At 75.8% G+C, this 25,473-nt stretch carries 3 protein-coding genes; all 3 read left to right on the plus strand.

Annotation, left to right across the window (positions count from 1 at the left end; translation table 11 throughout):
• Positions 1 to 4,126: SDR family NAD(P)-dependent oxidoreductase (locus IE239_RS39840; protein ID WP_190154341.1), on the plus strand; the 4,126-nt coding region annotated here is incomplete at its 5' end.
• Positions 4,127 to 4,171: 45 nt separating this feature from the next.
• Positions 4,172 to 20,014, plus strand: coding sequence for a type I polyketide synthase (locus IE239_RS39845; RefSeq protein ID WP_190154343.1), 15,843 nt, complete (start codon positions 4,172 to 4,174; stop codon positions 20,012 to 20,014).
• Between the two features lie 103 nt (positions 20,015 to 20,117).
• Positions 20,118 to 25,473, plus strand: a 5,356-nt coding sequence (locus IE239_RS39850) for a type I polyketide synthase (RefSeq protein WP_190154342.1), incomplete at its 3' end; no start/stop codon positions are given.

Consider the following 25,473-nt stretch of genomic DNA (forward strand, 5'->3'; position numbering starts at 1 on the left):
CGAACTCGGTCCGGACGGCACCCTGACCGCTCTCGCGCAGGCGTCCCTCGACGACGCCGGGTCCACGGTGCTGGTGCCGGTGCTGCGCAAGGACCGGTCCGAGGCGTCGAGTGCCCTCGCCGCCCTCGCGGCCCTGTTCGTGCACGGCGCCGACGCCGACTGGGGCGCACTCACAGGCGGCGACCGGGCACCGGTCCCGAACCTGCCGACGTACTCCTTCCAACGCCGTCGCTACTGGCCCGACTTCACCGGCGTCACCCTCGGCGACCTCGGTTCGGCGGGCGTCGGCTCGTCCGGGCACCCGCTGCTCGGGGCCGCCGTGCGCGTGGCCGGCAGCGAGGAGGCGCTGTTCACCGGACGGCTCTCGCTCAGGACGCACCCGTGGCTGCGCGACCACGCCGTGACCGGCACGGTCCTCTTCCCGGGCACCGGATTCCTCGAACTCGCCCTGTGCGCAGCCGGACAGCTCGGCTACGACCGCGTAGAGGAACTGACCATCGCCGCCCCCCTCGTCGTGCCCGAGCGCGCCGGACGGATCGTCCAGGTCAGGGTGGGCGCACCCGACGAGTCGGACACACGCACCGTGGAGGTGTACTCCCGCGCCGAAGACGCCCTGGACACCGATCCGTGGACGCTGAACGCCAGCGGCTCACTGACCGCCGACCAGGCACCCGACACCGCCGTCGCCGACCTCACCGAATGGCCCCCGCCGAACGCCGAGCCCGTCCCCATGGAGGGCTTCTACGACCGCTTCGCCGAGGCGGGATTCGCCTACGGACCGGTCTTCCAGGGGCTGCGCGCCGTCTGGCGGCGCGGTGAGGAGGTGTTCGCCGAGGTCGGGCTGCCCGACGGGCACGATCGGCTCGCGGAGGACTTCGGCGTCCACCCGGCGCTCCTGGACTCCGCCCTGCACGCGATGATGTTCGTCTCGCTGGCCGACGCCGGCCAGGGACGGCTGCCGTTCTCCTGGAGCGGCGTGTCGTTGCGGGCGTCCGGCGCGAGGGCCCTGCGCGTAAGGATGGTGCAGGCCGGTCCGGAGGCCGTCGCCCTGCAGCTGGCCGACCCGTCGGGCGGCCGGGTCGCCTCCGTCGAGTCGCTGCTGCTGCGCCAGGTCTCCGCGGACCTGGCCGCTCACGCCGGGGCAGGCGGCCATCGCGACAGCCTCTTCCAGGTGGACTGGACGAAGGTGTCCCCTCCCGGGCAGGACGAGTTCAAGGCGGGCGCCCTCGCGGCGGTCGGCGCCGTCGGCCTCGTATCCGGCGCGGCGTCGTACCCGACCCTGGCCGAGCTGCCCGCCCCCGTCCCCGCGACCGTGCTGTTCGCCGCGGGCGCCGCTCCGGGCGGCGCGGACGGTGACATGGCGGCCGCCGCCCGTGCCGCCACCGGCCGCGTCCTGGACGCCGTACGGCACTGGCTGGCCGAAGAGAGGTTCGAGGAGTCCCGCCTGGTGATCGTCACCGAGGGGGCGGTCACCCTCGACGCGACGGCGCCCGATCCCGCCCTGGCCGCGGTGTGGGGCCTGGTGCGGGCAGCGCGTGCCGAAGCGCCCGACCGGTTCGCCCTGGTCGACACCGACGGCACGGAAGCCTCTCGCGCCGTCCTCGCCCGGGCCCTCGGCATCGGCGAACCGGAGCTCGCCCTTCGCGACGGCGTGCCGCACGCACCCCGCCTTGGCCGTGTTCCCGCCGCCGACGGACTCCCGCTGCCGGCCGGCGAGCCGGCCTGGCACCTGGGCAGCGCGGAGAAGGGCACGCTGGACAACCTGACCCTGGCCCCCTTCCCCGAGGCGGCGGCCGAGTTGACGGCGGGACAGGTCCGTATCTCCGTACGCGCGGCGGGCGTCAACTTCCGCGACGTCCTCAACGCCCTGGGCATGTACCCGGGTGAGGCGGGCCTGCTGGGCGGCGAGGGTGCGGGTGTGGTGACCGAGGTCGGTCCGGGTGTGTCGGGGCTGACCGTCGGTGACCGGGTGTTCGGCATGTTCCCCGGTTCCTTCGGGCCGGTGGCGGTGGCGGATGCGCGGACGGTGGCGCGGGTGCCGGAGGGGTGGTCGTTCGCGCAGGCGGCGTCGGTGCCGATCGTGTTCTTGACGGCGTATTACGCGCTCACGGATCTGGGTGCGGTGCGGTCGGGTGAGTCGGTGCTGGTGCATGCGGCTGCGGGTGGTGTGGGTATGGCGGCGGTGCAGTTGGCGGGGTGTCTGGGTGCGGAGGTGTTCGGTACGGCGAGTGCCGGCAAGTGGGGTGCGTTGCGGGCCATGGGTCTGGACGAGGGGCATATCGCCTCCTCGCGTGATCTGGGCTTCGAGGACGCATTCCTCGCGGCGACCGGTGGTCGTGGTGTGGATGTGGTGCTGGACTCGCTGGCGGGTGAGTTCGTGGACGCGTCGTTGCGTCTGCTGCCGCGGGGTGGCCGGTTCCTGGAGATGGGCAAGACCGACGTCCGCGAACCGCAGACCGTGGCCGCCGAGCACTCCGGAGTGGCATACCGGGCGTTCGACCTGTGGGACGCCGGTCCGGGGCGGATCGGGGAGATGCTGGCGGAGCTGGTCGCCATGTTCGAGGCGGGGAAGCTCGAGCCGTTGCCCGTCACGTGTTGGGATGTGCGCAGGGCTGCGGAGGCGTTCCGGTATCTGTCGCAGGCCCGGCATGTGGGCAAGGTGGTTCTGACGGTTCCGGCGCCGCTGGACCCGGAGGGGACCGTGCTGGTGACCGGCGGTACCGGTGGTCTGGGCGCTCTGGTGGCCCGCCATCTGGTCACCGGGCACGGTGTGGGGCGTCTGCTGCTGGCCAGCCGGCGTGGTCTGGACGCTCCGGGCGCTCGTGAACTGGTCGCGGAACTTGGTGGGTTGGGTGCGCGGGTGGAGGTGGCGGCTGTGGACGTGGGCGACCGCGACCAGCTCGCCGCTCTGCTGGATGCTGTTCCGGCGGGGCATCCGCTGACCGCCGTGGTCCACACCGCGGGTGTCGTCGACGACGGTGTGGTGTCTTCCCTCACCGCGGAGCGGCTGGCGAGCGTGATGCGGCCGAAGGTGGACGCGGTGACGCATCTGGACGAGCTGACCCGCGACGCGGACCTGTCCGCGTTCGTCGTCTTCTCCTCCGTCGCGGGCACGTTCGGCAGTGCGGGGCAGGCCAACTACGCGGCAGCCAACGCCTTCCTGGACGCGTTCGCCGCCCGCCGCCGTGCGTCGGGGCTGCCCGCGGTCTCCCTCGGCTGGGGTCCCTGGGCTCCGGGGGCGGGCATGACGGCCGAGCTGACCGAAGCGGATCTGCGCCGCATGGCACGCGGCGGCATGCGACCGCTCACCGCCGAGCAGGGACTCGGACTCCTCGACACCGCCGGGCTCGTGTCTCCCGAGGCCCCCGCGCACCGGGCTCTCCTGCTGCCGGTCAACCTCGACCTCCAGACGCTGCGGGCGCACGCCGAGGCCGTGCCGCCGCTGCTGCGCGGCCTGGTGCGGGCGCCGGCGCGGCGGGCGGCTCGGACGGCGGCCGGGGCCGGTGCGGAGCGCGAGGACCTCGCCGCCCGGCTGGCGGCGCTCGCGCCGGCCGACCGGGAGCAGCACCTCGTCGACCTGGTCTGCGACCAGGCGGCGGCGACCCTCGGCCACGCCTCGGCGGACGAGATCGAACCGGACGAGGCGTTCAAGGAGCTGGGCTTCGACTCGCTCACCGCGGTCGAACTGCGCAACCGGCTCAACGCGGTCACCAGGCTGCGGCTTCCGGCCACGTCGGTGTTCGACCATCCGACGCCGACGGCCCTGGCGGCGCGACTGCTGGAGGAGATCACCGTGCCGGAGGCGTCCGGCACCGGTGCGGGCGAGAGCCCGGGCGCGGCCGTGACGGCGGCGACGCTCCTGGTCGAACTGGACCGGCTGGAGGCCGCGCTCGGCGCTGCCGCCGCCGACGGGGACGACCACGCGACGATCACTTCCCGGCTGCAGCGGCTGACGGCGAAGTGGCAGGACAGGACAACTGCGGGCGGCGGTGCCGGACACGACAACGGCACCGGCTCCGGGGCTCCCGGAGCGGCACTCGCCGACGTCGACGACGGGGAACTCGACTCCGTCGACACGGCGGACGAGCTGTTCGACCTGATCGACAAAGAACTCGGGATGTCGTGATCAGCCGCGGGAAACCGTCGGCATCGGCTCAGGGATGTGGCGTTGGTGGCTGAAAACGGCAAGACGGACGACAAGTACGTCGAGTACCTCAAGCGGTTGACCGCCGAACTGCGGCAGACCCGCCGGCAGTTGCGCGAGGTGGAGGAGCGCGATCGGGAACCGGTCGCGATCGTGGCGATGAGCTGCCGCTACCCCGGCGGGGTGGAGAGCCCGGAGGAGCTGTGGCGGCTCGTCGAGGAGGGCGGGGACGCCGTCTCCGGCTTCCCCGCCGACCGCGGCTGGGACGTCGAGGCGGGCTACGACCCCGACCCCGACAACCCGGGCACGTTCTACGCGCTCGGCGGCGGCTTCCTGCACGAGGCGTCCCGTTTCGACGCCGACTTCTTCGGGATCTCCCCGCGTGAGGCGCTGGCGATGGATCCCCAGCAGCGGCTGCTGCTGGAGATCTCCTGGGAGGCGTTCGAGCGGGCAGGGATCGCCCCCGCCTCGGTGCGCGGCAGCAGCACCGGCGTCTTCGTCGGCGCCGCCACCTCCGGATACGGGGCCGGCGTGAGCGAGTTCCCGGACGGGGTGCAGGGCCTGTTGCTGGCGGGCAACGCCACCTCGGTGGCCTCCGGCCGCATCGCCTACACCCTCGGCCTGGAAGGGCCCGCCGTCACGGTCGACACGGCCTGCTCCTCCTCGCTCGTCGCTCTGCACTGGGCGTGCCGGGCACTGCGCCGCGGCGAATGCGACCTCGCGCTCGCGGGCGGGGTGGCCGTGATGGCCACCCCGGCGATGTTCTACGAGTTCAGCCGGCAGCGCGGCCTGGCCGCCGACGGCCGCTGCAAGGCGTTCTCCGACGACGCCGACGGCACCGGCTGGGCCGAGGGCGCCGGCATGCTGCTCGTGGAGCGGCTCTCGGACGCCCGCCGCCTGGGCCACCCCGTCCTGGCCGTGGTCCGCGGCACGGCGATCAACTCCGACGGCGCCTCCAACGGCCTCACCGCCCCCAACGGCCCCTCCCAGCAGCGGGTCATCCGTGCGGCCCTGGCCGACGCGGGACTCACCCCCGCCGAGGTCGACGCCGTCGACGCGCACGGGACCGGTACCTCGCTCGGCGACCCGATCGAGGCGCAGGCACTGCTCGCCGCCTACGGCCAGGGCCGTGAACAGCCGCTGTGGCTGGGGTCCCTGAAGTCGAACATCGGGCACACCCAGTCCGCCGCCGGCGTCGGCAGCATCATCAAGATGGTCGAGGCGATGCGGCACGGCGTGCTCCCGCGCACCCTGCACGTCTCCGAGCCGTCCCGGCACGTCGACTGGTCGGCCGGGGCCGTGCGTCTGCTCACCGAGTCCGTCGACTGGCCGGCGGCGGACCGCCCGCGTCGCGCCGGTGTGTCCTCGTTCGGCATCAGCGGCACCAACGCCCACGCCGTCATCGAGCAGGCCCCCGCCGCCGTGCCGGAGGAGCCCGAGGCCCCCGCCGCCGAGCCCCGGACCCTGCCCGTCGTGCCGTGGCCGCTGTCCGCGCGCAGTGCGGACGCGCTGCGGGCGCAGGCCGCCCGGCTGCTGGGCCGGCTGAGGAACCCGGACGGACCGCCGCGCCCGCTGGACGTCGGCCACGCCCTCGCCACCACCCGGGCCGCCCTGGAACACCGGGCGATCGTCCTCGCCACCGACCACGACACCGCCGTACGCGAACTGACCGCGCTCGCCGAGGGCTCCGAGGGGACCGCGACCGTCCGGGGCCGCACCGTGCGCGGGGCCACCGCCTTCCTGTTCGCGGGCCAGGGCTCCCAGCGGCTCGGCATGGGCCGTGAGCTGTACGAGACCCACCCCGTCTTCGCGGCGGCCTTCGACGCGGTGGACGCCGAACTGCCCTTCGGTCTGCGGGAGATCGTCTTCGGCGAGGACGCGGACCGGCTGAACCGCACCGAGTACGCGCAGCCCGCGCTGTTCGCGCTCGAAGTGGCCCTCTACCGGCTGCTGGAGTCGTGGGGCGTCACCGCGAAGTTCCTGCTGGGCCACTCCGTCGGCGAGCTGGCGGCCGCCCACGTCGCCGGCGTGTGGTCCCTCGCGGACGCCTGCCGGCTGGTGGCGGCGCGCGGCCGTCTGATGCAGGCCCTGCCACCGGGCGGTGCGATGGCCGCGCTCCGGGCCACCGAGGAGGAGGTGCTGCCCCTGCTGAACGACCGGGTCGCCATCGCCGCCGTCAACGGCCCCCGCGCGGTGGTGATCTCCGGTGCCGCCGACGCCGTGGAGGAGACGGCCGCGCACGTGCGCTCCCTGGGCCGCAAGGTGACGGCCCTGCGGGTCAGCCACGCCTTCCACTCCCCGCTGATGGAGCCCATGCTCCAGGAGTTCCGGGCGGTCGCCGAGACCCTCGCCTATCACCCGCCCCGGCTGACGATCGTCTCCGACGTGACCGGCGAGACCGCCCGCCCGGCCGACCTGTGCTCCCCGGACTACTGGGTCCGGCACGTCCGCGAGTCCGTCCGGTTCGCCGACGGGATACGCCTGCTGGTGAAACGCCGGGTGGCCCGCTTCGTCGAGCTGGGACCCGACGGCACCCTCACCGCCCTCGTCCAGGACTGCTTCGAGGGCGACGCGCCGCCCGCCGTGCCCGCCCTGCGCAAGGACCGGCCCGAGCCCGCCGCGCTGATGGCGGCGGTCGCCGGAGCGTTCGCCCACGGCGCGCCGGTCGACTGGCCGGCCGTCTTCGCGGGCACCGGGGCCGGGACCGTGGACCTGCCGACGTACGCCTTCCACCGGGAACGCTACTGGCTGGAGCCCACTCCGCTCCCCGCCGCGGTCGGCCCCGCGGACGGCACCGGCCCCGGGGACTCGGGCTTCTGGACTGCCGTCGAGGACGAGGACATCGCCGCGCTCGCCGACACCCTGGACGTCGACGAGGGGCTGGTACGCCCCCTCGTGCCCGCGCTGTCGTCGTGGTGGCGCGGACGACGTGAGGCCGGACGGGTCGACCGGCTCCGATACCGCGTCGCCTGGCATCCCCTCGATCCGGCCGACGCCGGCCCGCTCACCGGCCGCTGGCTGGTCGTCGCGCCCGCCGGAACGGCCGACGGCTCCCTGGCCGGAGCCGTGACCGGGGCGCTGGCGGCAGGCGGCGCCGAAACCGTGCTCTGCGAGCACGCCCCGGACGAGGAGCGCGCCGGACTCGCCGCCCGTATCGCCTCCCTCGGCGACTTCGCCGGCGTCCTCGCCCTGCCCGTCGAGGACGCGGACGCGCCCCCGGCCGACACACTGCTGCGCACGGTACGGCTCGTGCAGGCGCTCGGTGACGCCGAGGTGAGCGCACCGCTGTGGCTCGCCACCCGCGGAGCCGTGGCCACCGCACGCTCCGACGCCGCCCCCGACCCGGCCGGGGCCGCGCTGTGGGGCTTGGGCCGGGTGGCCGCACTGGAGCTGGGCGGCCGGTGGGGCGGCCTCGTCGACCTGCCGCCCGCCCTCGACCGGCGGGCCGCGGCGCGGCTCGCCGCCGTGCTGGCCCGGCCCGGCGACGAGGACCAGATCGCCGTGCGCTCCTCCGGCGTCTTCGTACGCCGTCTGCTGCACGCCGAGGAACCGGACGCCGCGCAGACCGGCACGAGCGGCTGGCAGCCCCGCGGCACCGTCCTGATCACCGGCGGCACCGGCGCGCTGGGCGCCCGGGTCGCCCGCTGGGCCGCCGAACAGGGCGCCGAGCACCTCGTCCTGACCGGCCGGCGCGGCACCGGCGCACCCGGCGCCGCCGAGCTGACGGCCGCCCTCACCGCGCTCGGCGCCCGCGTGACGATCGAGGCCTGCGACATCGCCGACCGTGCGGCCGTCGAGCGGCTGCTGGCCCGCCACACCGTGGACGCCGTCGTCCACGCCGCCGGCGTCACCGACACCCTGCCGCTGTCCGAGCTCGACGCCGACCGCCTCCGCGCGGTTCTCGCCGCGAAGGCACACGGCGCCGCCCACCTCGACGCGGTGCTGCGGGAACAGGGCGACCGCCCGCTCGACGCGTTCGTGCTGTTCTCCTCCATCGCCGGCGTGTGGGGCAGCGGAGGCCAGACCGCCTACGCCGCCGCCAACGCCTACCTCGACGGCCTGGCCGAACAGCGGCGCGCCCGCGGCGCCGCCGCCACCTCCGTCGCCTGGGGTCCCTGGGCCGAGGGCGGCATGGCCGCCGAGGGCGGCGCCGAGGAGTACCTGCGCCGACGCGGCCTCGCCGCCCTCGACCCGGACACGGCGCTCGCCGCGCTCCGCCGCGTCCTCCAGCAGGGCGTCACCGGCCAGGTCGTCGCCGACGTCGACTGGTCCCGGTTCGCCCCAGGCTTCACCAGCACCCGCCCCGCCCCGCTGCTCGACGGCCTGCCCGAGGCGCGGGACGCGCTGCGCACCGGGCCGACCGAAACGGACGACGGCGGAGCGGGCGCGGCCCTGCGCGGCCGGCTGGCGGGCCGCCCTGCCGCCGAACGCACCCGCGTGCTCCTGGACCTGATCCGCACCCACGCCGCCGCCGTCCTCGGCCACGCCGACGCGGGGCTGCTGGAGACCCGGCGCGCCTTCCGCGACTCGGGCTTCGACTCCCTGACCGCCGTCGAACTGCGCGACCGCCTCCGCGCCGAGACCGGCCTGGCCCTGCCCGCCACGCTGGTCTTCGACCACCCCACACCCCTCGAACTCGCCTCCCACGTGCACGGCGAGCTGTTCGACACGTCCCCGGGCGGACACCCCGGCCCCACGGGCGGCGCGGCGGTCCGCGAGCGCACGGCCCACGACCCGGTCGTCGTCGTCGGCATGGGCTGCCGCCTGCCCGGCGGCGTGACCGGACCCGACGAGCTGTGGGACCTCGTCGCCACCGGACGGGACGCGATCACCCCGTTCCCCGACGACCGCGGCTGGGACCTCGACGCGCTCTACCACCCCGAACCGGGGCGTCCCGGCGCCAGCTACACCCGGCACGGCGGATTCCTCACCGGCGCCGGCGACTTCGACCCCGCGTTCTTCGGCATCTCGCCGCGCGAGGCCGTCGCCATGGACCCCCAGCAGCGGCTGCTGCTGGAGACCTCGTGGGAGGCGCTGGAACGCGCCGCCATCGCCCCCGGCGGCCTGCGCGGCACCCGTACCGGAGTGTTCATGGGCTCCAACGGCCAGGACTATCCCGCCCTGCTGCTCAGCACACCCGACGCCGGTGACGGCTACCTCGGAACCGGCAACGCCGCCGCCGTGGTCTCCGGCCGCATCGCCTACGTCCTCGGCCTCGAAGGACCGACCCTCACCGTCGACACCGCCTGCTCGTCCTCGCTCGTCGCCCTGCACCTGGCGGTGCAGGCGCTGCGGGCGGGCGAGTGCGACCTCGCCCTCGCCGGCGGCGTCACCGTCATGTCGACCCCGGGCGCCTTCCTGGAGTTCAGCCGGCAGCGCGGGCTGGCCGCGGACGGCCGCTGCAAGGCCTTCTCCGACGAGGCCGACGGCACCGGCTGGGCCGAGGGCGTCGGAGTGCTCGTCGTGGAGCGGCTCTCCGACGCCCGGCGCAACGGACACCCGGTGCTCGCCGTGGTCGCCGGTTCCGCCGTCAACCAGGACGGCGCCAGCAACGGCCTGACCGCCCCCAACGGGCCGGCCCAGCAGCGGGTCATCCGCGCCGCCCTGGCCGACGCCGGCCTGACCCCGGCCGAGGTCGACGCGGTGGAGGCACACGGCACCGGTACGACCCTGGGCGACCCGATCGAGGCCCAGGCGCTGCTGGCGGCCTACGGCCAGGACCGTGAACAACCCCTGCGGCTCGGCTCGTTGAAGTCCAACATCGGCCACGCCCAGGCCGCCGCCGGTGTCGCCGGCGTCATCAAGATGATCATGGCGATGCGGCACGGGGTGCTGCCGCCCACCCTGCACGCCGAAGTCCCCAGCACGCATGTCGACTGGTCCGCGGGCGCCGTGCGGCTGCTCGACGAGGGCATGACCTGGCCGGACGGCGAGCGGCCGCGCCGCGCCGGGATCTCCGCGTTCGGCGTCTCCGGCACCAACGCCCACGTCATCGTCGAACAGCCCGCGGACGACGAGGACGCCGCAACCGTCGAGCAGCCGCGTGAGACCGCGCCGACGCCCCTCGCGCCGCCCGGCGCCGAAGCGGACGCCGAGCGCGCCGCGGGGACCGGCGTCCCGGTGCCCTGGGTGATCTCCGGCGCGTCCGGGAACGCCCTGCGCGAGCAGGCCGAGCGGCTCCTCGCCCACGTCGAGGCCCGGCCCGGCCTCACCGCCGCGAGTCTCGGCCTCGCCCTCGCCACCACCCGCACCGCGCTCGAGCACCGCGCGGTCGTCCTGGGCGCCGACCGTGCGGAACTGGTGTCCGCCCTCACGTCCCTGGTCCGGGGCGAGAGCGTCACCGGCGGCGTCACCGGAGGAGTCACCGGCAGGGCCCGGCCCGACGGACGCACGGCGTTCCTCTTCGCGGGCCAGGGCGCTCAGCGACCGCGCATGGGAAGGGAGCTGTACGAGACCTACCCGGTCTTCGCGGACGCCTTCGACGCCGTGTGCGCGCAGGTCGACGCGGAACTCCCCCGCCCGCTGCGGGAGATCGTGTTCGGGGACGACGCCGAGCGGCTCGGCCGTACCGAGTTCGCCCAGCCCGCGCTGTTCGCGCTGGAAGTCGCCCTGTTCCGGCTGCTGGAGTCGTGGGGTGTCCGCCCGGACGTCCTGGCGGGTCATTCCGTCGGTGAGATCGCGGCGGCCCACGTGGCGGGGGTGTGGTCGCTGGCGGACGCGTGCGCCCTGGTGGTGGCACGGGGCCGGCTGATGCAGGCCCTGCCCGAGGGCGGGGCGATGGCGGCACTGCGGGCCACCGAGGAAGAAGTCCTGCCGTTCCTCGACGACACCCGGGTCGCCGTCGCCGCCGTCAACGGCCCCCGGTCGGTGGTCGTCGCGGGTGTCCGCGAAGCCGTCGAGGAGGTCGCGGACCGCTTCCGCGCCCAGGACCGCAAGGTCACGGAGCTGCGGGTGAGCCACGCCTTCCACTCACCGCTGATGGAACCGATGCTGGACGCCTTCCGCAAGGTCGCGCAGAGCCTGACGTACGCGCGTCCGCACCTGCCCCTCGTCTCGACCGTCACCGGCGAGCCCGCCACGGCCGACGAGCTGTGCTCCCCGGAGTACTGGGTCCGTCACGCACGCCGGTCGGTCCGCTTCGCCGACGCGGTGGCCGCCCTGGAGTCCGAGGGCGTCACCCGCTTCCTGGAGCTGGGCCCCGACGGCACCGTCACCGCGCTGGCCCATGCCTCGCTCGCCGACGGCGAACCGGCCGCGGTCGCGGTCCCGGCCCTGCGCCCCGACCGCCCCGAGCCCGCGGCCCTGCTCGCGGCGACCGCGACCCTCTTCGCCGACGGCTGCGAGGTCGCCTGGCCCGCGTTCTTCCCGGCCGAGCGCCCCGCCGCGCTGCCCACCTACGCCTTCCAGCACAGCCGCTACTGGCCGCGCCCGGCCGGCGGCCACTTCGGCGACCTCCGCTCGGCCGGTCTGTCCGCCGCCGGTCATCCGCTGCTCGGCGCCGCCGTCACCCTCGCGGACAGCGGGGCCGCGCTCTTCACCGGACGGCTCTCCACCCGGCTCCAGCCGTGGCTGGCCGAACACGTCGTCTCCGGTTCCGTGCTGCTGCCCGGCACGGCCTTCCTGGAACTCGCCCTCCACGCGGCGGACCGCGTGGGCTGCGGTCAGGTGGAGGAACTCACCCTGCAGACGCCGCTGGTGCTGCCCGACCGGGGAGCCGCCGAGCTCCAGGTCGCCGTCGGCGCCCCGGACCCCGCCGGCCGCCGTGAGATCGCCGTGTACTCCCGTCCCGCGGAGGGCTCCGACGCCGACGGACCCGACGACGAGCCGTGGACCCGGCACGCGAGCGGCACCCTGCTGCCCGAGGCCGCCGCGCCGGACCCGGAGACGGACGCGCGACCGCCCGCCGGCGCCGCCGCGATCCCCACGGACACCCTCTACGAGCGGCTGGCGCAAACCGGCCTGTCGTACGGGCCGTTGTTCCGCGGACTGAGCTCCGTCCGGCAGCACGGCGACGACCTGTTCGCCGAGGCGGCCCTCCCCGACGAGTCCGCCGCGGACGCCGGCCGCTACGGCGTCCACCCCGCCCTCCTGGACTCGGTGCTGCACGCCCTCGGAGCCGCCCCCACGGCCACCGGCGGCACGGCGGGGCAGGAACCCGCCCCCGGCCTGCCCTTCTCGTGGACCGGAGTCACCCTGCACGCCACCGGTGCGTCACGGCTGCGCGCCCGCCTGCGGACGACCGGCAACGGCTCGGTCGCCCTCGACCTGGCCGACCCCTCGGGCGCACCGGTCGCCACCGTCGGATCCCTCACCCTGCGCGCCCTCACCGCACCGGCCGACGGGACCACGAGAGTCCCGCACGCCGAACTGCTGCACCGCGTGGACTGGACGCCGCTCCCGCTCGGCACGACCGCCGACGGCGCCCCGGACACGACCGCTTCGGACACGACCGCTTCGGACCTTCCGGCGCCTCCTCCGGCGTCCGCGCCCGCGTCTCTGCCGACTTCGCTTCCGGAGACCGGGGCCGACGCGGGAGAGGACGTGCTGATAGGCGTGGCACGCACGGCCGGCGACCCCGCAAAGGCGGCGCACAAGGCCACCGCCGACGTGCTGGAACTGGTGCGCGCCTGGCTGGCGGAGGAGCGCTTCGACGGCGCCCGGCTCGTCGTGGTCACCGAAGGCGCGGTCACGCTCGACGCGACGGCGCCCGATCCCGCCCTGGCCGCCGTGTGGGGCCTGGTGCGGGCGGCCCGCGCGGAGAACCCGGGACGGTTCGCCCTGGTCGACGTGGACGGCGCCGACGCGTCATGGGCGCTCGTCCCCGCCGTGCTGGCCTGCGGCGAACCCGAGATCGCCGTGCGCGCCGGCACCGCCTTCACCCCGCGTCTGGCCCGGGCCACGACCGGCCGCGACCTCGAACCGCCCACGGGCGAGCAGGCCTGGCGGCTGACCGTCGAGGAGCAGGGCACCCTGGAGGGACTGGCCCTGCGGCCGGCCCCGGAGGCGGAAGCCGGACTGACGCCGGGCCACGTCCGCGTCGCGGTGCGCGCCGCGGGCGTGAACTTCCGTGATGTGCTGAACGCGCTCGGCATGTACCCCGGTGACGCGACGGACTTCGGCCTGGAGGGCGCCGGTGTGGTCACCGAGGTCGGTCCCGAAGTCACCGGGCTGGCCGTCGGTGACCGCGTGATGGGCCTGTTCTCCGGCTCGTTCGGGCCGCTGGCCGTGGCGGACGCCCGCACGGTGGCCCGGATCCCGGCCGGCTGGACGTTCGCGCAGGCCGCCGCGGCGCCGCTCGTGTTCCTGACCGCGCACTACGCCCTCGGCGACCTCGCCGGCCTGCGGGCCGGCGAGAAGGTGCTGGTGCACGCGGCGGCCGGCGGCGTGGGCATGGCCGCCCTGCAACTGGCACGTCACCGGGGCGCCGAGGTGTTCGGCACGGCCGGTCCCGGCAAACAGGACACGCTGCGCGCTCTCGGGCTGGACGACCGGCACATCGCCTCCTCCCGCGACACGGACTTCGAGACGGCCTTCCTCGCCACGACCGGCGGACACGGCATGGACGTCGTACTGGACTCGCTCGCCGGGGAGTTCGTCGACGCGTCGCTGAGGCTGCTGCCGCGCGGCGGCCGCTTCCTGGAGATGGGCAAGACCGACGTCCGGGACGCCCGGACCGTCGCCGCCGAGCACCCGGACGTGACGTACCGCGCCTTCGACCTGTGGGACGCCGGTCCGGAGCGGATCGGTCAGCTGCTGTCCGAGCTGGTCGCCCTGTTCGAGGAGGGGGTGCTCACCCCCCTTCCGGTCACCTGCTGGGACGTGCGGCAGGCCCCCGAGGCGTTCCGTCACCTGTCGCAGGCCCGGCACGTGGGCAAGGTGGTCCTCACCGTCCCCGCGCCGCTCGACCCGGAGGGGACCGTGCTGGTCACCGGCGGCACCGGTGGCCTGGGCGCCCTGGTGGCCCGCCACCTGGTCACCGAGCACCGCGTCAGGCATCTGCTGCTGGCCGGCCGCCGAGGCCCCGAAGCCCCCGGCGCCCGCGAACTCGTCGCCGAACTGGCCGCCCTGGGCGCCGAGGTCGAGGTGACCGCTCTGGACGTGGCCGACCGGGACCGGCTCGCCGCCGTCCTCGCGGCCGTCCCGGCCCCGCACCCGCTGACCGCCGTCGTGCACGCGGCCGGTGTCCTGGACGACGGCGTGGTGGCCTCTCTCACCCCCGAGCGGCTGGCCGAGGTCCTGCGGCCGAAGACGGACGCGGTGACGCACCTGCACGAGCTGACCCGCCACGCCGACCTGTCCGCGTTCGTGGTCTTCTCCTCGGTCGCGGGGATGTTCGGCGGCGCGGGCCAGGCCAACTACGCGGCCGCCAACGCCTTCCTCGACGCCTTCGCCGTCACCCGCCGCTCCGCCGGCCTGCCCGCGACCGCGCTCGCCTGGGGCCCGTGGGCGCCCGGCGCGGGCATGACCGCCGAGCTGACCGAGGCGGACCTGCGCCGCATGGCCCGCGGCGGTATGCGGCCGCTCGCTCCCGCGGAGGGGCTCGGCGCCCTGGACGCGGCCCTGCGGCGGCCCGAACCCGTCCTCGTGCCCCTCGCCCTCGACCGGCGCGTCCTGCGGGACCGGCAGGCGGTGACGGCGCTGCCCGCCATGCTGCGCGGTCTGGCCGTCGCCCCGGCGCGCCGCACGGCGGCCACGGCGGACGGCGCCGCCGGGCAGAACGAGCGGGCCCGCCTCGCGGCCCTCGCACAGCCCGAGCGGGAGACGGCGGTCCTGGACCTCGTACGCGCCCAGACCGCCCTGGTGCTGGGCCACGCCGGCCCCGACGCCGTCGAGGCCGGCCGCGACTTCCGCGGCCTCGGCATCGACTCGCTCACCGCCGTCGAACTGCGCAACCGCCTCAACGCGGCCACCGGGCTGCGACTGCCGGCGACCCTCGTGTTCGACTACCCCTCGCCGCGGGCGCTCGCACGCCACATCGGCGCCGAACTCCTCGACACCCGGCCCGCGGGCGCCGCGACCGCCGCGACGGTCACCGCCGCACGGGCCGCCGGCCCGGCCGACGACGACACGCGCATCGCGATCGTGGGCCTCGGCTGCCGGTTCCCCGGCGGCGTGCGCGGCCCCGAGGACTTCTGGCGGCTGCTCGCCGACGGCGTCGACGCGATCGGGTCGCCGCCCGCCGACCGCGGCTGGCACGCGGACGGCGTCCAGGGCGGATTCCTGTACGACGCCGCCGAGTTCGATGCGGACTTCTTCGGGATCTCGCCGCGTGAGGCGGTGTCCATGGACCCCCAGCAGCGCATCCTGCTGGAGATCTCCTGGGAGGCGCTGGAGCGGGCCGCGATCGACCCGCGCGGCCTGCACGGATCCCGTACCGGAGTGTTCGTCGGCACGAACTACCAGGGCTACGGGTCGGCCGCGCACGACGTCCCCGAGGACGCGCGGGGACAGCTCCTGACCGGGCACGCCGCGAGCGTGGCCTCCGGCCGCGTCGCCTATGCGCTCGGCCTGGAGGGCCCGGCGGTCACCGTGGACACCGCCTGCTCGTCCTCCCTGGTGGCCCTGCACTGGGCCGCCCAGTCGCTGCGCTCCGGCGAGTGCGACCTGGCGCTCGCGGGCGGTGTGACGGTGATGGCCACGCCGGGCGCGTTCGCCGAGTTCGACCGGCAGGGCGGTCTCGCCGGCGACCACCGCTGCAAGGCCTTCTCGGACGACGCCGACGGCACCGGCTGGGGCGAGGGCGCCGGCATCCTCCTGCTGGAGCGGCTCTCCGACGCCCGTCGCCACGGTCACCCGGTGCTCGCCGTGGTCCGGGGCAGCGCCGTCAACTCGGACGGCGCCAGCAACGGACTGACCGCGCCCAACGGTCCCTCGCAGCAGCGCGTCATCCGCGCCGCGCTGGCGGCGGGCGGGCTCACCCCCGCCGACGTCGACGCGGTGGAGGCGCACGGCACCGGCACCGAACTCGGCGACCCCATCGAGGCCCAGGCCCTGCTCGCCACCTACGGGCAGGACCGTGAACAGCCCCTGTGGCTCGGCTCGGTGAAGTCCAACATCGGACACACCCAGGCCGCCGCCGGGGTGGCCGGCGTCATCAAGACCGTGCTGGCGATGCGGCACGGAACCCTGCCGCGCACCCTGCACCTCACCCGGCCCACCACCCACGTCGACTGGACGGCCGGACGGATCGAACTGCTCGCCGAGCCGACTCCCTGGCCGCGAACCGGACGCCCGCGCCGCGCCGCCGTCTCCTCGTTCGGCATCAGCGGCACCAACGCCCACGTCGTCCTGGAGGAGGGCGTGGGGACACAGTCCCCCGTCGAGCCGCCGGCCGCGGGGCCGGTCGCCTGGCCGCTGAGCGGACGGTCGGCCGCCGCCCTGCGCGGACAGGCCGACCGGCTGCGCGCCCGGCTCACCGCCGACCCCGGGCCGACCCCCGCCGACGTGGCGCACTCCCTGGCCACCGGCCGTGCGGCCTTCGAGCACCGGGCCGTCGTCGTCGCCGAGGACCGGGCCCAGCTCCTGTCCGCGCTGGCCGCACTCGGCCGCGACGAGGACACCGCCGCGGTGGTCCGCGGACGCACCGGACCGCGAGGCCGCACGGCGTTCCTGTTCAGCGGCCAGGGCTCGCAGCGGCCCGGCATGGGCCGCGAACTCATCGAACGGTTCCCGGTGTACGCCGAGGCCTTCCACCGCGTCTGCGACGCGTTCGCCCCGCACCTCGACGTGCCGCTTGCCGACGTCGTCCTCGCCCCCGAGGGCACGGAGCGGGCCGGCCTGCTGGACCGCACCGCCCACACCCAGCCCGCGCTGTTCGCCGTCCACGTGGCGCTGTACGAACTGGTGCGCTCGTGGGGGGTCGCGCCGGACGCGCTGATGGGCCACTCCATCGGCGAACTGTCCGCCGCACACGTCTGCGGAGTGCTCTCGCTGCCCGACGCGTGCGCTCTGGTCGCGGCCCGCGGCCGGCTGATGGAGGCGCTGCCCGAGGGCGGCGCGATGACCGCCCTGCAGGCATCCGAGGACGAGGTCGCGCCGCTGCTCGCCGGACGCGAGCAGCACATCGCGATCGCCGCCGTCAACGGGCCCGCCGCGGTGGTGGTCTCCGGTGACGAGGACGCCGTGTCCGACATCGGCCGGCATTTCGCCGCCCTGGGCCGAAAGACTAGGCGTTTGCGGGTCAGCCATGCGTTTCACTCGGCGCATATGGACGCGATGCTTGCGGAGTTCGAAGAGGTCGCGCGAGGCGTGCGCTACGACGCCCCCGCGCTCCCGATCGTCTCCAACGTGACGGGCGACCGGGCCACCGAGGCCGAACTGACCTCGCCGGAACACTGGGTGCGGCATGTGCGGCAGACCGTGCGCTTCGCTGACGGCGTCCGCCGCCTGCGCCAGGACGGCGTCGGCACCTTCGTGGAACTCGGGCCCGACGGCTCGCTGACCGCGATGACCCTCGACAGCCTGGGGGAGCCCACGCACCACGACCCGCAGGAACCGGCCCGCGCCGCCGTGGCCGTCCCCGTGCTGCGCCGCGGCCGGCCGGAGCCCGTCGCCGCCCTGCTGGCCGCCGGGGCCCTGCACGTGCGCGGCCTCGCCGCCGCGCAGACCGGGCTGACCGGTCCGGCCCGCACGGTGGACCTGCCCACGTACGCCTTCCAGCGCGCCCCCTACTGGCTCGCGGCCGCCCTGCCCGCCGCGACCGCGGCGCCGGGCGGGGGAGACCGCGTCGACGACGAGTTCTGGGCCGCTGTCGAGGGCGGCGATCTCGGCGGGCTGACCGAGCGCCCCGACCTCGGCGACGACACCCCGCTCAGCGAACTGCTGCCCGCGCTGTCGTCCTGGCGGCGCCGACGCCGTGAGCGTTCCGCACTCGACTCCAGCGCCTACACGGTGCTCTGGCGTCCGGTGCCGGACGGCCCGCCGCCGGTGCTCTCGGGCGCCTGGCTGCTGGCCCTGCCCGCCTCCCGGGCCGACGACCCCTGGACGGAGGCTCTCGCCGAGGGCCTGACCGCGCACGGCGCCCAGGTCGTGCCGCTCCTCGTGGACTGCGCCCTCAGCGACCGGGCCGCCCTCGCCGAGGACCTGCGCAAGCTACCCGAACCGGACGCCGTACGAGGCGTGTTGTCACTGCTGGCGCTCGACGAGGAGCCCGTGGCCGCCGAGGACCGCGCGGCCACCCCCGCCGGCCTGGCAGCGCTGCTCGCCCTGACCCAGGCGCTCGGCGACCTGGAGATCGGCGCCCCGCTGTGGGCCGCCACCGTCGGCGCCGTCGCCGCCACCGACCGGGAGAGCGTGACCTCGCCCACCCAGGCCGCCACCTGGGGCCTGGGCAGGGTCGCCGCGCTGGAACAGCCGCAACGCTGGGGCGGTCTCGTCGACCTCCCCGCCACCCTCGACGGGCGGACCGCCGAACGGCTCGCGGCCCTGCTCTCCGGCGCCACGGGAGAGGACCAGACCGCCGTACGGGCCGCCGGAGCCTTCGCCCGCCGCCTCGTCCACGCCCGGCCGTCCGACGCCGACGCACCCGAGTGGAACTGCGCGGGCGAGACCGTGCTGATCACCGGCGGCACCGGAGCACTCGGCGCCCGGGTGGCCCGCCGGCTCGCCGAACGCGGCGCCCGGCACCTGGTGCTGGCCGGCCGCCGCGGCCCCGACGCCGAGGGGGCCGAGGCGCTGCGCGCCGAACTGGCCGCACACGGTACGACCGTCACGCCGGTCGCCTGCGACGCCGCCGACCCCGACGCCCTGGCCGCACTGCTGGCCGAGCACCCGGTCGACGCCGTGGTGCACGCGGCCGGGGTCCTGGACGACGGACTGCTCCAGTCGCTCACCCCCGGGCGGCTGGAAGCGGTGCTGCGGCCGAAGCTCGCCGCCGCCCGCAACCTCGACCTGCTCACCCGCGACCGCGAACTGTCGGCGTTCGTCCTGTTCTCCTCCTTCGCCGGCACGGTCGGCTCCGCGGGCCAAGGCAACTACGCCGCCGCCAACGCCTACCTCGACGCGCTCGCCGCGCGGCGTCGCGCCGAGGGCCTGCCCGCCACCTCCGTGGCCTGGGGCCCGTGGGCCGGCGGCGGAATGGCGGCCGGCGGACCCGACGCGGAGGCGCGCCTGCGAGGCGGCGGGATCGTCCCGCTCGACCCGGACACCGCGCTCACCGCCCTGGACCGGGCGGTGGCCCACGCAGACGCCGCGCTGACCGTCGCGGACCTGATCTGGGACCGCTTCGTGCCCGGCTTCACCGCCGTGCGGCCCGCGCCGCTCCTCGCCGAACTGCCCGAAGCCCAGGCCCTGTCGCGGCAGGCACGGGAGGGCAACGGCGACGCCGGGGCGGAGAGCGGCGCGCTGCGCACCCGGCTCGCCGGGCTCGCCGAGGCCGAGCAGGAGCGACTGCTGATCCAACTGGTCCGCGGCCATGTCGCCACCGTGCTCGGACACGCCTCCGCCGAGGCCGTCGACGCCGACCGGGCCTTCAGCGAACTCGGCTTCGACTCGCTGATGGCGGTGGAACTGCGCAACCGGCTCGGCGTCGCGGCCGGGCTCCGACTGCCCGCCACCCTCCTGTTCGACCAGCCCACGCCGCGCGTCCTGGCCCGCCATCTGCGGTCGCTGACCGTGGCCGAAGCCGACGGAGCGCCCGCGCTGGACGCCCTCGACCAGTTGGAGGCCGCGCTCGCCGGGCTCGCCGAGGACGACGCGCGGCGCGGCCGCATCGCCTCCCGCCTGCTGGCGCTCGCCACCCGCTGCAACGGCCGGGGCGAACCCTCCGCCGAGCGGACGGACGACGGCGGGGGCGGCCTCCAGGAACGGATCGATTCCGCAGGCGCCGAGGAGATCTTCGCCCTCATCGACAACGACCTGGGCATCTCATGACCGCCCCGGCCGGCCCGACCGGCGCCACGGCCACCGGCACAACCGGCATCACGACCACGGCCACCGCCACGACCGACACGACCTGCCAGGTGGGGGAGTACGCGTGAACGAGCAGGAGAAGCTCCTCAGCTACCTCAAGAAGGTCACCGGGGACCTCCACGAGACCCGCACAAGGCTGCGGGAGGCCGAGTCCGCCTCCCGCGAACCGGTCGCCATCGTCGCGATGAGCTGCCGCTTCCCCGGCGGCGCCGACACGCCCGAGGAACTGTGGCGGCTGCTCGCCTCCGGCGGCGACGCCGTCACCGAGTGGCCCGCCGACCGCGGCTGGAACCTCGCCGACCACTACGATCCCGAACCCGGCCGCCCCGGAAAGACCTACAGCACCTCCGGTGGCGCCCTCGCCCGAGCCGGCGACTTCGACGCCTCCTTCTTCGGCATCTCGCCGCGCGAGGCGATGGCGATGGACCCGCAGCAGCGGCTGCTCCTGGAGATCTCCTGGGAGGCGTTCGAGCGGGCCGGCATCGATCCCTCGGCCGTGCGAGGCTCGCGCACCGGCGTCTTCGCCGGCACCAACGGCCAGGACTACACGGCACTGCTGCTCTCCTCCCGGGAGAGCCTGGAAGGACACGTCGGCACCGGCAACGCCGCCAGCGTCGTCTCCGGCCGCATCTCCTACACCCTCGGCCTGGAGGGCCCCGCCGTCACCGTCGACACCGCCTGCTCCTCCTCCCTGGTCGCCCTGCACCTCGCCGTACGGGCACTGCGGTCGCGGGAGTGCGATCTGGCGCTCGCCGGCGGCGTCACCGTGCTGTCCACACCCGGCCTCTTCATGGAGTTCAGCAGACAGCGGGGCCTCGCCCCCGACGGGCGGTGCAAGGCGTTCGCCGAGGCCGCGGACGGCACCGGCTGGGCCGAGGGCGCCGGCATGCTGCTGGTGGAGCGGCTGGCCGACGCCCGCCGCCTCGGACACCCGGTGCTCGCCGTCGTGCGGGGCAGCGCCGTCAACCAGGACGGCGCGTCCAACGGCCTGACCGCCCCCAACGGCCCCTCCCAGCAACGCGTCATCTGGCAGGCCCTCGCCGACGCGCAGCTGTCCACCGCCGACGTGGACGCCGTGGAGGCGCACGGCACCGGCACGACGCTGGGCGACCCGATCGAGGCCCAGGCCCTGCTCGCCACGTACGGGCAGGACCGCGAATCGCCGCTGTGGCTCGGCTCGGTGAAGTCCAACATCGGGCACACCCAGGCCGCCGCCGGGGTCGCCGGGGTCATGAAGATGGTCCTGGCCATGCGGCACGGACTGCTGCCCCGCACCCTGCACGTCGACCGGCCCACCACCCACGTCGACTGGACGGCCGGCAGTGTCGAACTCCTCACCGAGACCCGCCCCTGGCCCGCCTCCGACCGGCCGCGCACGGCCGGTGTGTCCTCCTTCGGCGTCAGCGGCACCAACGCCCACGTCATCCTCGAACAGCCCGTCCCCGAACCGGCCTCCCCGGCGCCCCCCGCCGGGCCGCCCGCCGCGCCGCCGCGCACCACGCTGGCCTACGCCGTCTCCGGGCGCAGCGCCACCGCGCTGCGTGCGCAGGCCGCCGCCCTGCACGCCCGGCTGCGCACCGACGAGACGGTTGCGCCGCACGACCTCGCCTGGTCGCTGGCGGCCACCCGGTCCGCGTTCGAACACCGCGCGGTCCTGCTCGCCGACGACCGCGCCGAACTGCTGCGCGGCCTGGAGTCGCTGGCGGCGGGCTCCCCGGCTGCCGGCCTCGTCCAGGGCGTGGCCGACGTCGACGGCCGTACCGTCCTCGTCTTCCCCGGCCAGGGCCCGCAGTGGCCCGGCATGGCCACCGAACTCCTCGACCGCGAACCGGAGTTCCGCGACCACTTCACCGCCTGCGCCACCGCCGTCGAGCGCTGGGTGGACTGGTCCGTCGAAGCCGTGCTGCGCGGCGCCGACGGCGCCCCCGGTTCCGACCGCGTGGACGTCGTCCAGCCGCTGCTGTTCGTGACCATGGTGGCGCTGGCCCGGCTGTGGCAGTCCCGGGGCCTGCGCCCGGACGCCGTGGTCGGCCACAGCCAGGGCGAGATCGCGGCCGCCTGCGTCGCCGGCGGCCTCACCCTGGACGACGCGGCCCGCGTGGTCGTCCTGCGCAGCAAGGCCATCACCGCCCTCGCAGGGCGCGGCGGCATGGCCTCGGTACTGCTGCCGGTCACCGACGTCCGCGAACGGCTGGCGCGCCGCGAGGGCCGGCTGTCGGTCGCCGCCGTCAACGGGCCCGCCTCCGTGGTGGTCTCCGGCGACGCCGACGCCGTACGCGACCTGTGCGCAAGCCTCACCGCCGACGGCGTGCAGGCCCGGCAGATCCCCGTCGACTACGCCTCCCACTCCGCGCAGGTCGAGGAGATCCACGAGCGGCTCCTCACCGACCTCGCCGCCGTCCGGCCCCGCACCTCGGCCGTGCCGTTCTTCTCCACCGTCACCTGCGACTGGCTCGACACCGAACACCTCGACGCCGCCTACTGGTACGACAACCTGCGCCGCACCGTCCGTTTCGCCGACGCCGTACAGGCCCTCGCCGCACAGGACTTCCGCGCCTTCGTCGAGTCCAGCCCGCACCCCGTGCTCACCGCCGCCGTCCGCGACACCCTCGACGAGGACGGCCGCACCGGCACCGTCGTCACCGGGACACTGCGCCGCGGCGAAGGCGGTCCCCGCCGCTTCCTCGCCTCCCTGGCCGAGCTGAGCGTGCGCGGCGCCGTCCCCGCCGACCGCACGGCGCCGGCCGGCCCCCACACCCGCGTCGACCTGCCCACCTACGCCTTCCAACGCCGCACCTACTGGCCCGCCCCCGCCCAGCTCACCGCCCCCGAGCCGGCCGCCGGCACGGATCTCGACGCCCGGTTCTGGGAGACCGTCGAGAACGGCGAGACGGCGCCGCTCGCCGCCGCCCTCCACCTCGACCACGACACCCTCGCCACGGTCCTGCCCGCCCTGAGCGACTACCGCAGGCGCAGCCGCGAGAACGCCACCGTGGACGCCTGGCGGTACCGCGTCACCTGGAAGCCCCTGCCCGCCGCCCCGGCGCCCGTCCTGCGCGGCAGCTGGCTCGTCGCCCTGCCCGCCGCCCACCAGGACCCGGACCATCCCGCCCACGCCCTCGCCGCCGTCGTCGTCGACGCCCTCGCCCGCGCGGGCGCCACCCCGGTCACCCTCGCGGTCGCCCCGCACGACGGCCGCGACAGCATCGCCGAAGCCCTGCGCGCCACCGGCCCCGACGGGCCACAGGCCGTCCTGTCGCTCCTCGCCCTCGACGACGAGGAGCACGCCGGACTGTCCGGCCTGCCCCGCGGCTTCGCCGCCACCGTCTCCCTCGTCCAGGCTCTCGACGACCTCGGCGGCCAGGCACCCGTCTGGTTCGCCACCCGCGGCGCCGTGGCCACCGGCGCGACCGAGACCGTCGACGCCCCCGACCAGGCCCTCGTCTGGGGCTTCGGCCGCGTCGTCGCCCTCGAACAGCCCCAGCGCTGGGGCGGTCTCCTCGACCTGCCCGCCACCCTCGACGCCGTCGCCGCGCAACACCTCACCGCCGCCCTCGCCGGCGTCGGCCAGGAGGACCAGCTCGCGCTCCGCGACACCGGCCTCCTCGCCCGCCGCCTCACCCGCGCGGCCACCGGCGGCCTCGGCGACGGCCGGGACTGGGCACCCACCGGCACCGTCCTCGTCACCGGCGGCACCGGTGCGCTCGGCCGCCAGGTCGCCCGCAGACTCGCCCGGCAGGGCGCCCCCGGCCTCCTCCTGGTCAGCCGCACCGGCGCCGAAGCCCCCGGCGCCGCCGAACTCCGCACCGAACTCACCGCACTCGGCGCCGGACACGTCGACATCGCCGCCTGCGACGTCGCCGACCGCGACGAACTCGCCGCCCTGCTGGCCACCGTGCCCGCCGAACGGCCCCTCACCGCCGTCTTCCACACCGCCGCCGTCCTGCGGGACGGCGTCATCACCACCCTCACCCCCGACCTGCTCGCCGAAGTCCTGCGCGTCAAGGTCGGCGGCGCCCGCAACCTCGACGCCCTCACGAGCGGACTCGACCTCTCGGCGTTCGTCCTCTTCTCCTCCACCGCGGGGACGATCGGCGCCCCGGGCCACGCCAACTACGCCCCCGGCAACGCCCTCCTGGACGCCCTCGCCCAGCAGCGCCGCTCCCGCGGCCTGCCCGCCACGGCCATCGCCTGGGGACCCTGGGCCCACGGCGGCATGGCCGAGGGCTCCGTCGGCGAACGCCTCCAGCGGCACGGCGTACGCCCCATGAACCCCGACCTCGCCCTCGCGGCCCTGCAACAGGCCCTCGACCACGACGACACGACCCTCGCCGTCACCGACATCGACTGGGACCTGTTCGCCCACGCCTACACCAGCGCCCGGCCCCGTCCCTTCCTGGACGACCTGCCCGACGCCCGGCGCGCCCTGACCGCCCGACGCGGCCCGGAGCACGACCCCCGGCACGGCGACGGCGACCCCCACGACGCCGGCGACCTCACCCGGCGACTGGCCGCACTCCCCGAACCCGAACAGCGGGCCGCCTTCGGGGAACTCGTCCGCGCCCATGCCGCCGCCGTCCTCGGCCACACCGGCCCGCAGGACGTCGAACCCACCCGCTCCTTCCGGGAACTCGGCTTCGACTCGCTCACGGCGGTGGAGCTGCGCAACGCCCTCAGCGCCGCCGTCGGCCGCCCGCTGCCCGCCACCCTCGTCTTCGACTACCCCACCCCCGGCGCTCTCGCCGAACACCTCCGCGCCGGCCTCTCCCCGGCCACCGGGAACACCCCGGACGCCGTACCTCCGCCGCCGCGCGCCGCCGACGACGACCCGGTCGTCATCACCGCGACGAGCTGCCGCTTCCCCGGCGGGGCCGACACCCCCGAGGCCTACTGGCGGCTGCTCGCCGACGGTGCCGACGCCATCACCGCATGGCCCGACGACCGGGGCTGGGACGTCGACGCCCTCTACGACCCCGAGCCGGGCGTCCCCGGCCGCGCCAGCACCCGCGGCGGCGGATTCCTCGACCGCGTCGCCGACTTCGACGCCGCCTTCTTCGGGATCTCGCCGCGTGAGGCGCTGGCGATGGATCCGCAGCAGCGGCTGCTGCTGGAGCTGGCGTGGGAGGCGTTCGAGCGGGCCGGGATCGACCCGACGACGCTGCGCGGCTCTCGCACCGGCGTCTTCGCCGGCACCAACTACCAGGACTACGCCTCCCGCCCCCTCGACCCCGCCACGGCCGACGAGGTCGCGGGCCACCTCGGCACGGGCAACACCGCCAGCGTGATGTCCGGGCGGGTGTCCTACACGCTCGGGCTGGAGGGGCCGGCGGTGACGGTGGACACGGCGTGTTCGTCGGCTCTGGTGGCGTTGCATCTGGCGGTGGGGGCGGTGCGTGCGGGTGAGTGTGAGATGGCGTTGG

This window comes from Streptomyces humidus, assembly GCF_014649655.1.
In the GTDB taxonomy this organism is placed as follows: domain Bacteria; phylum Actinomycetota; class Actinomycetes; order Streptomycetales; family Streptomycetaceae; genus Streptomyces; species Streptomyces humidus.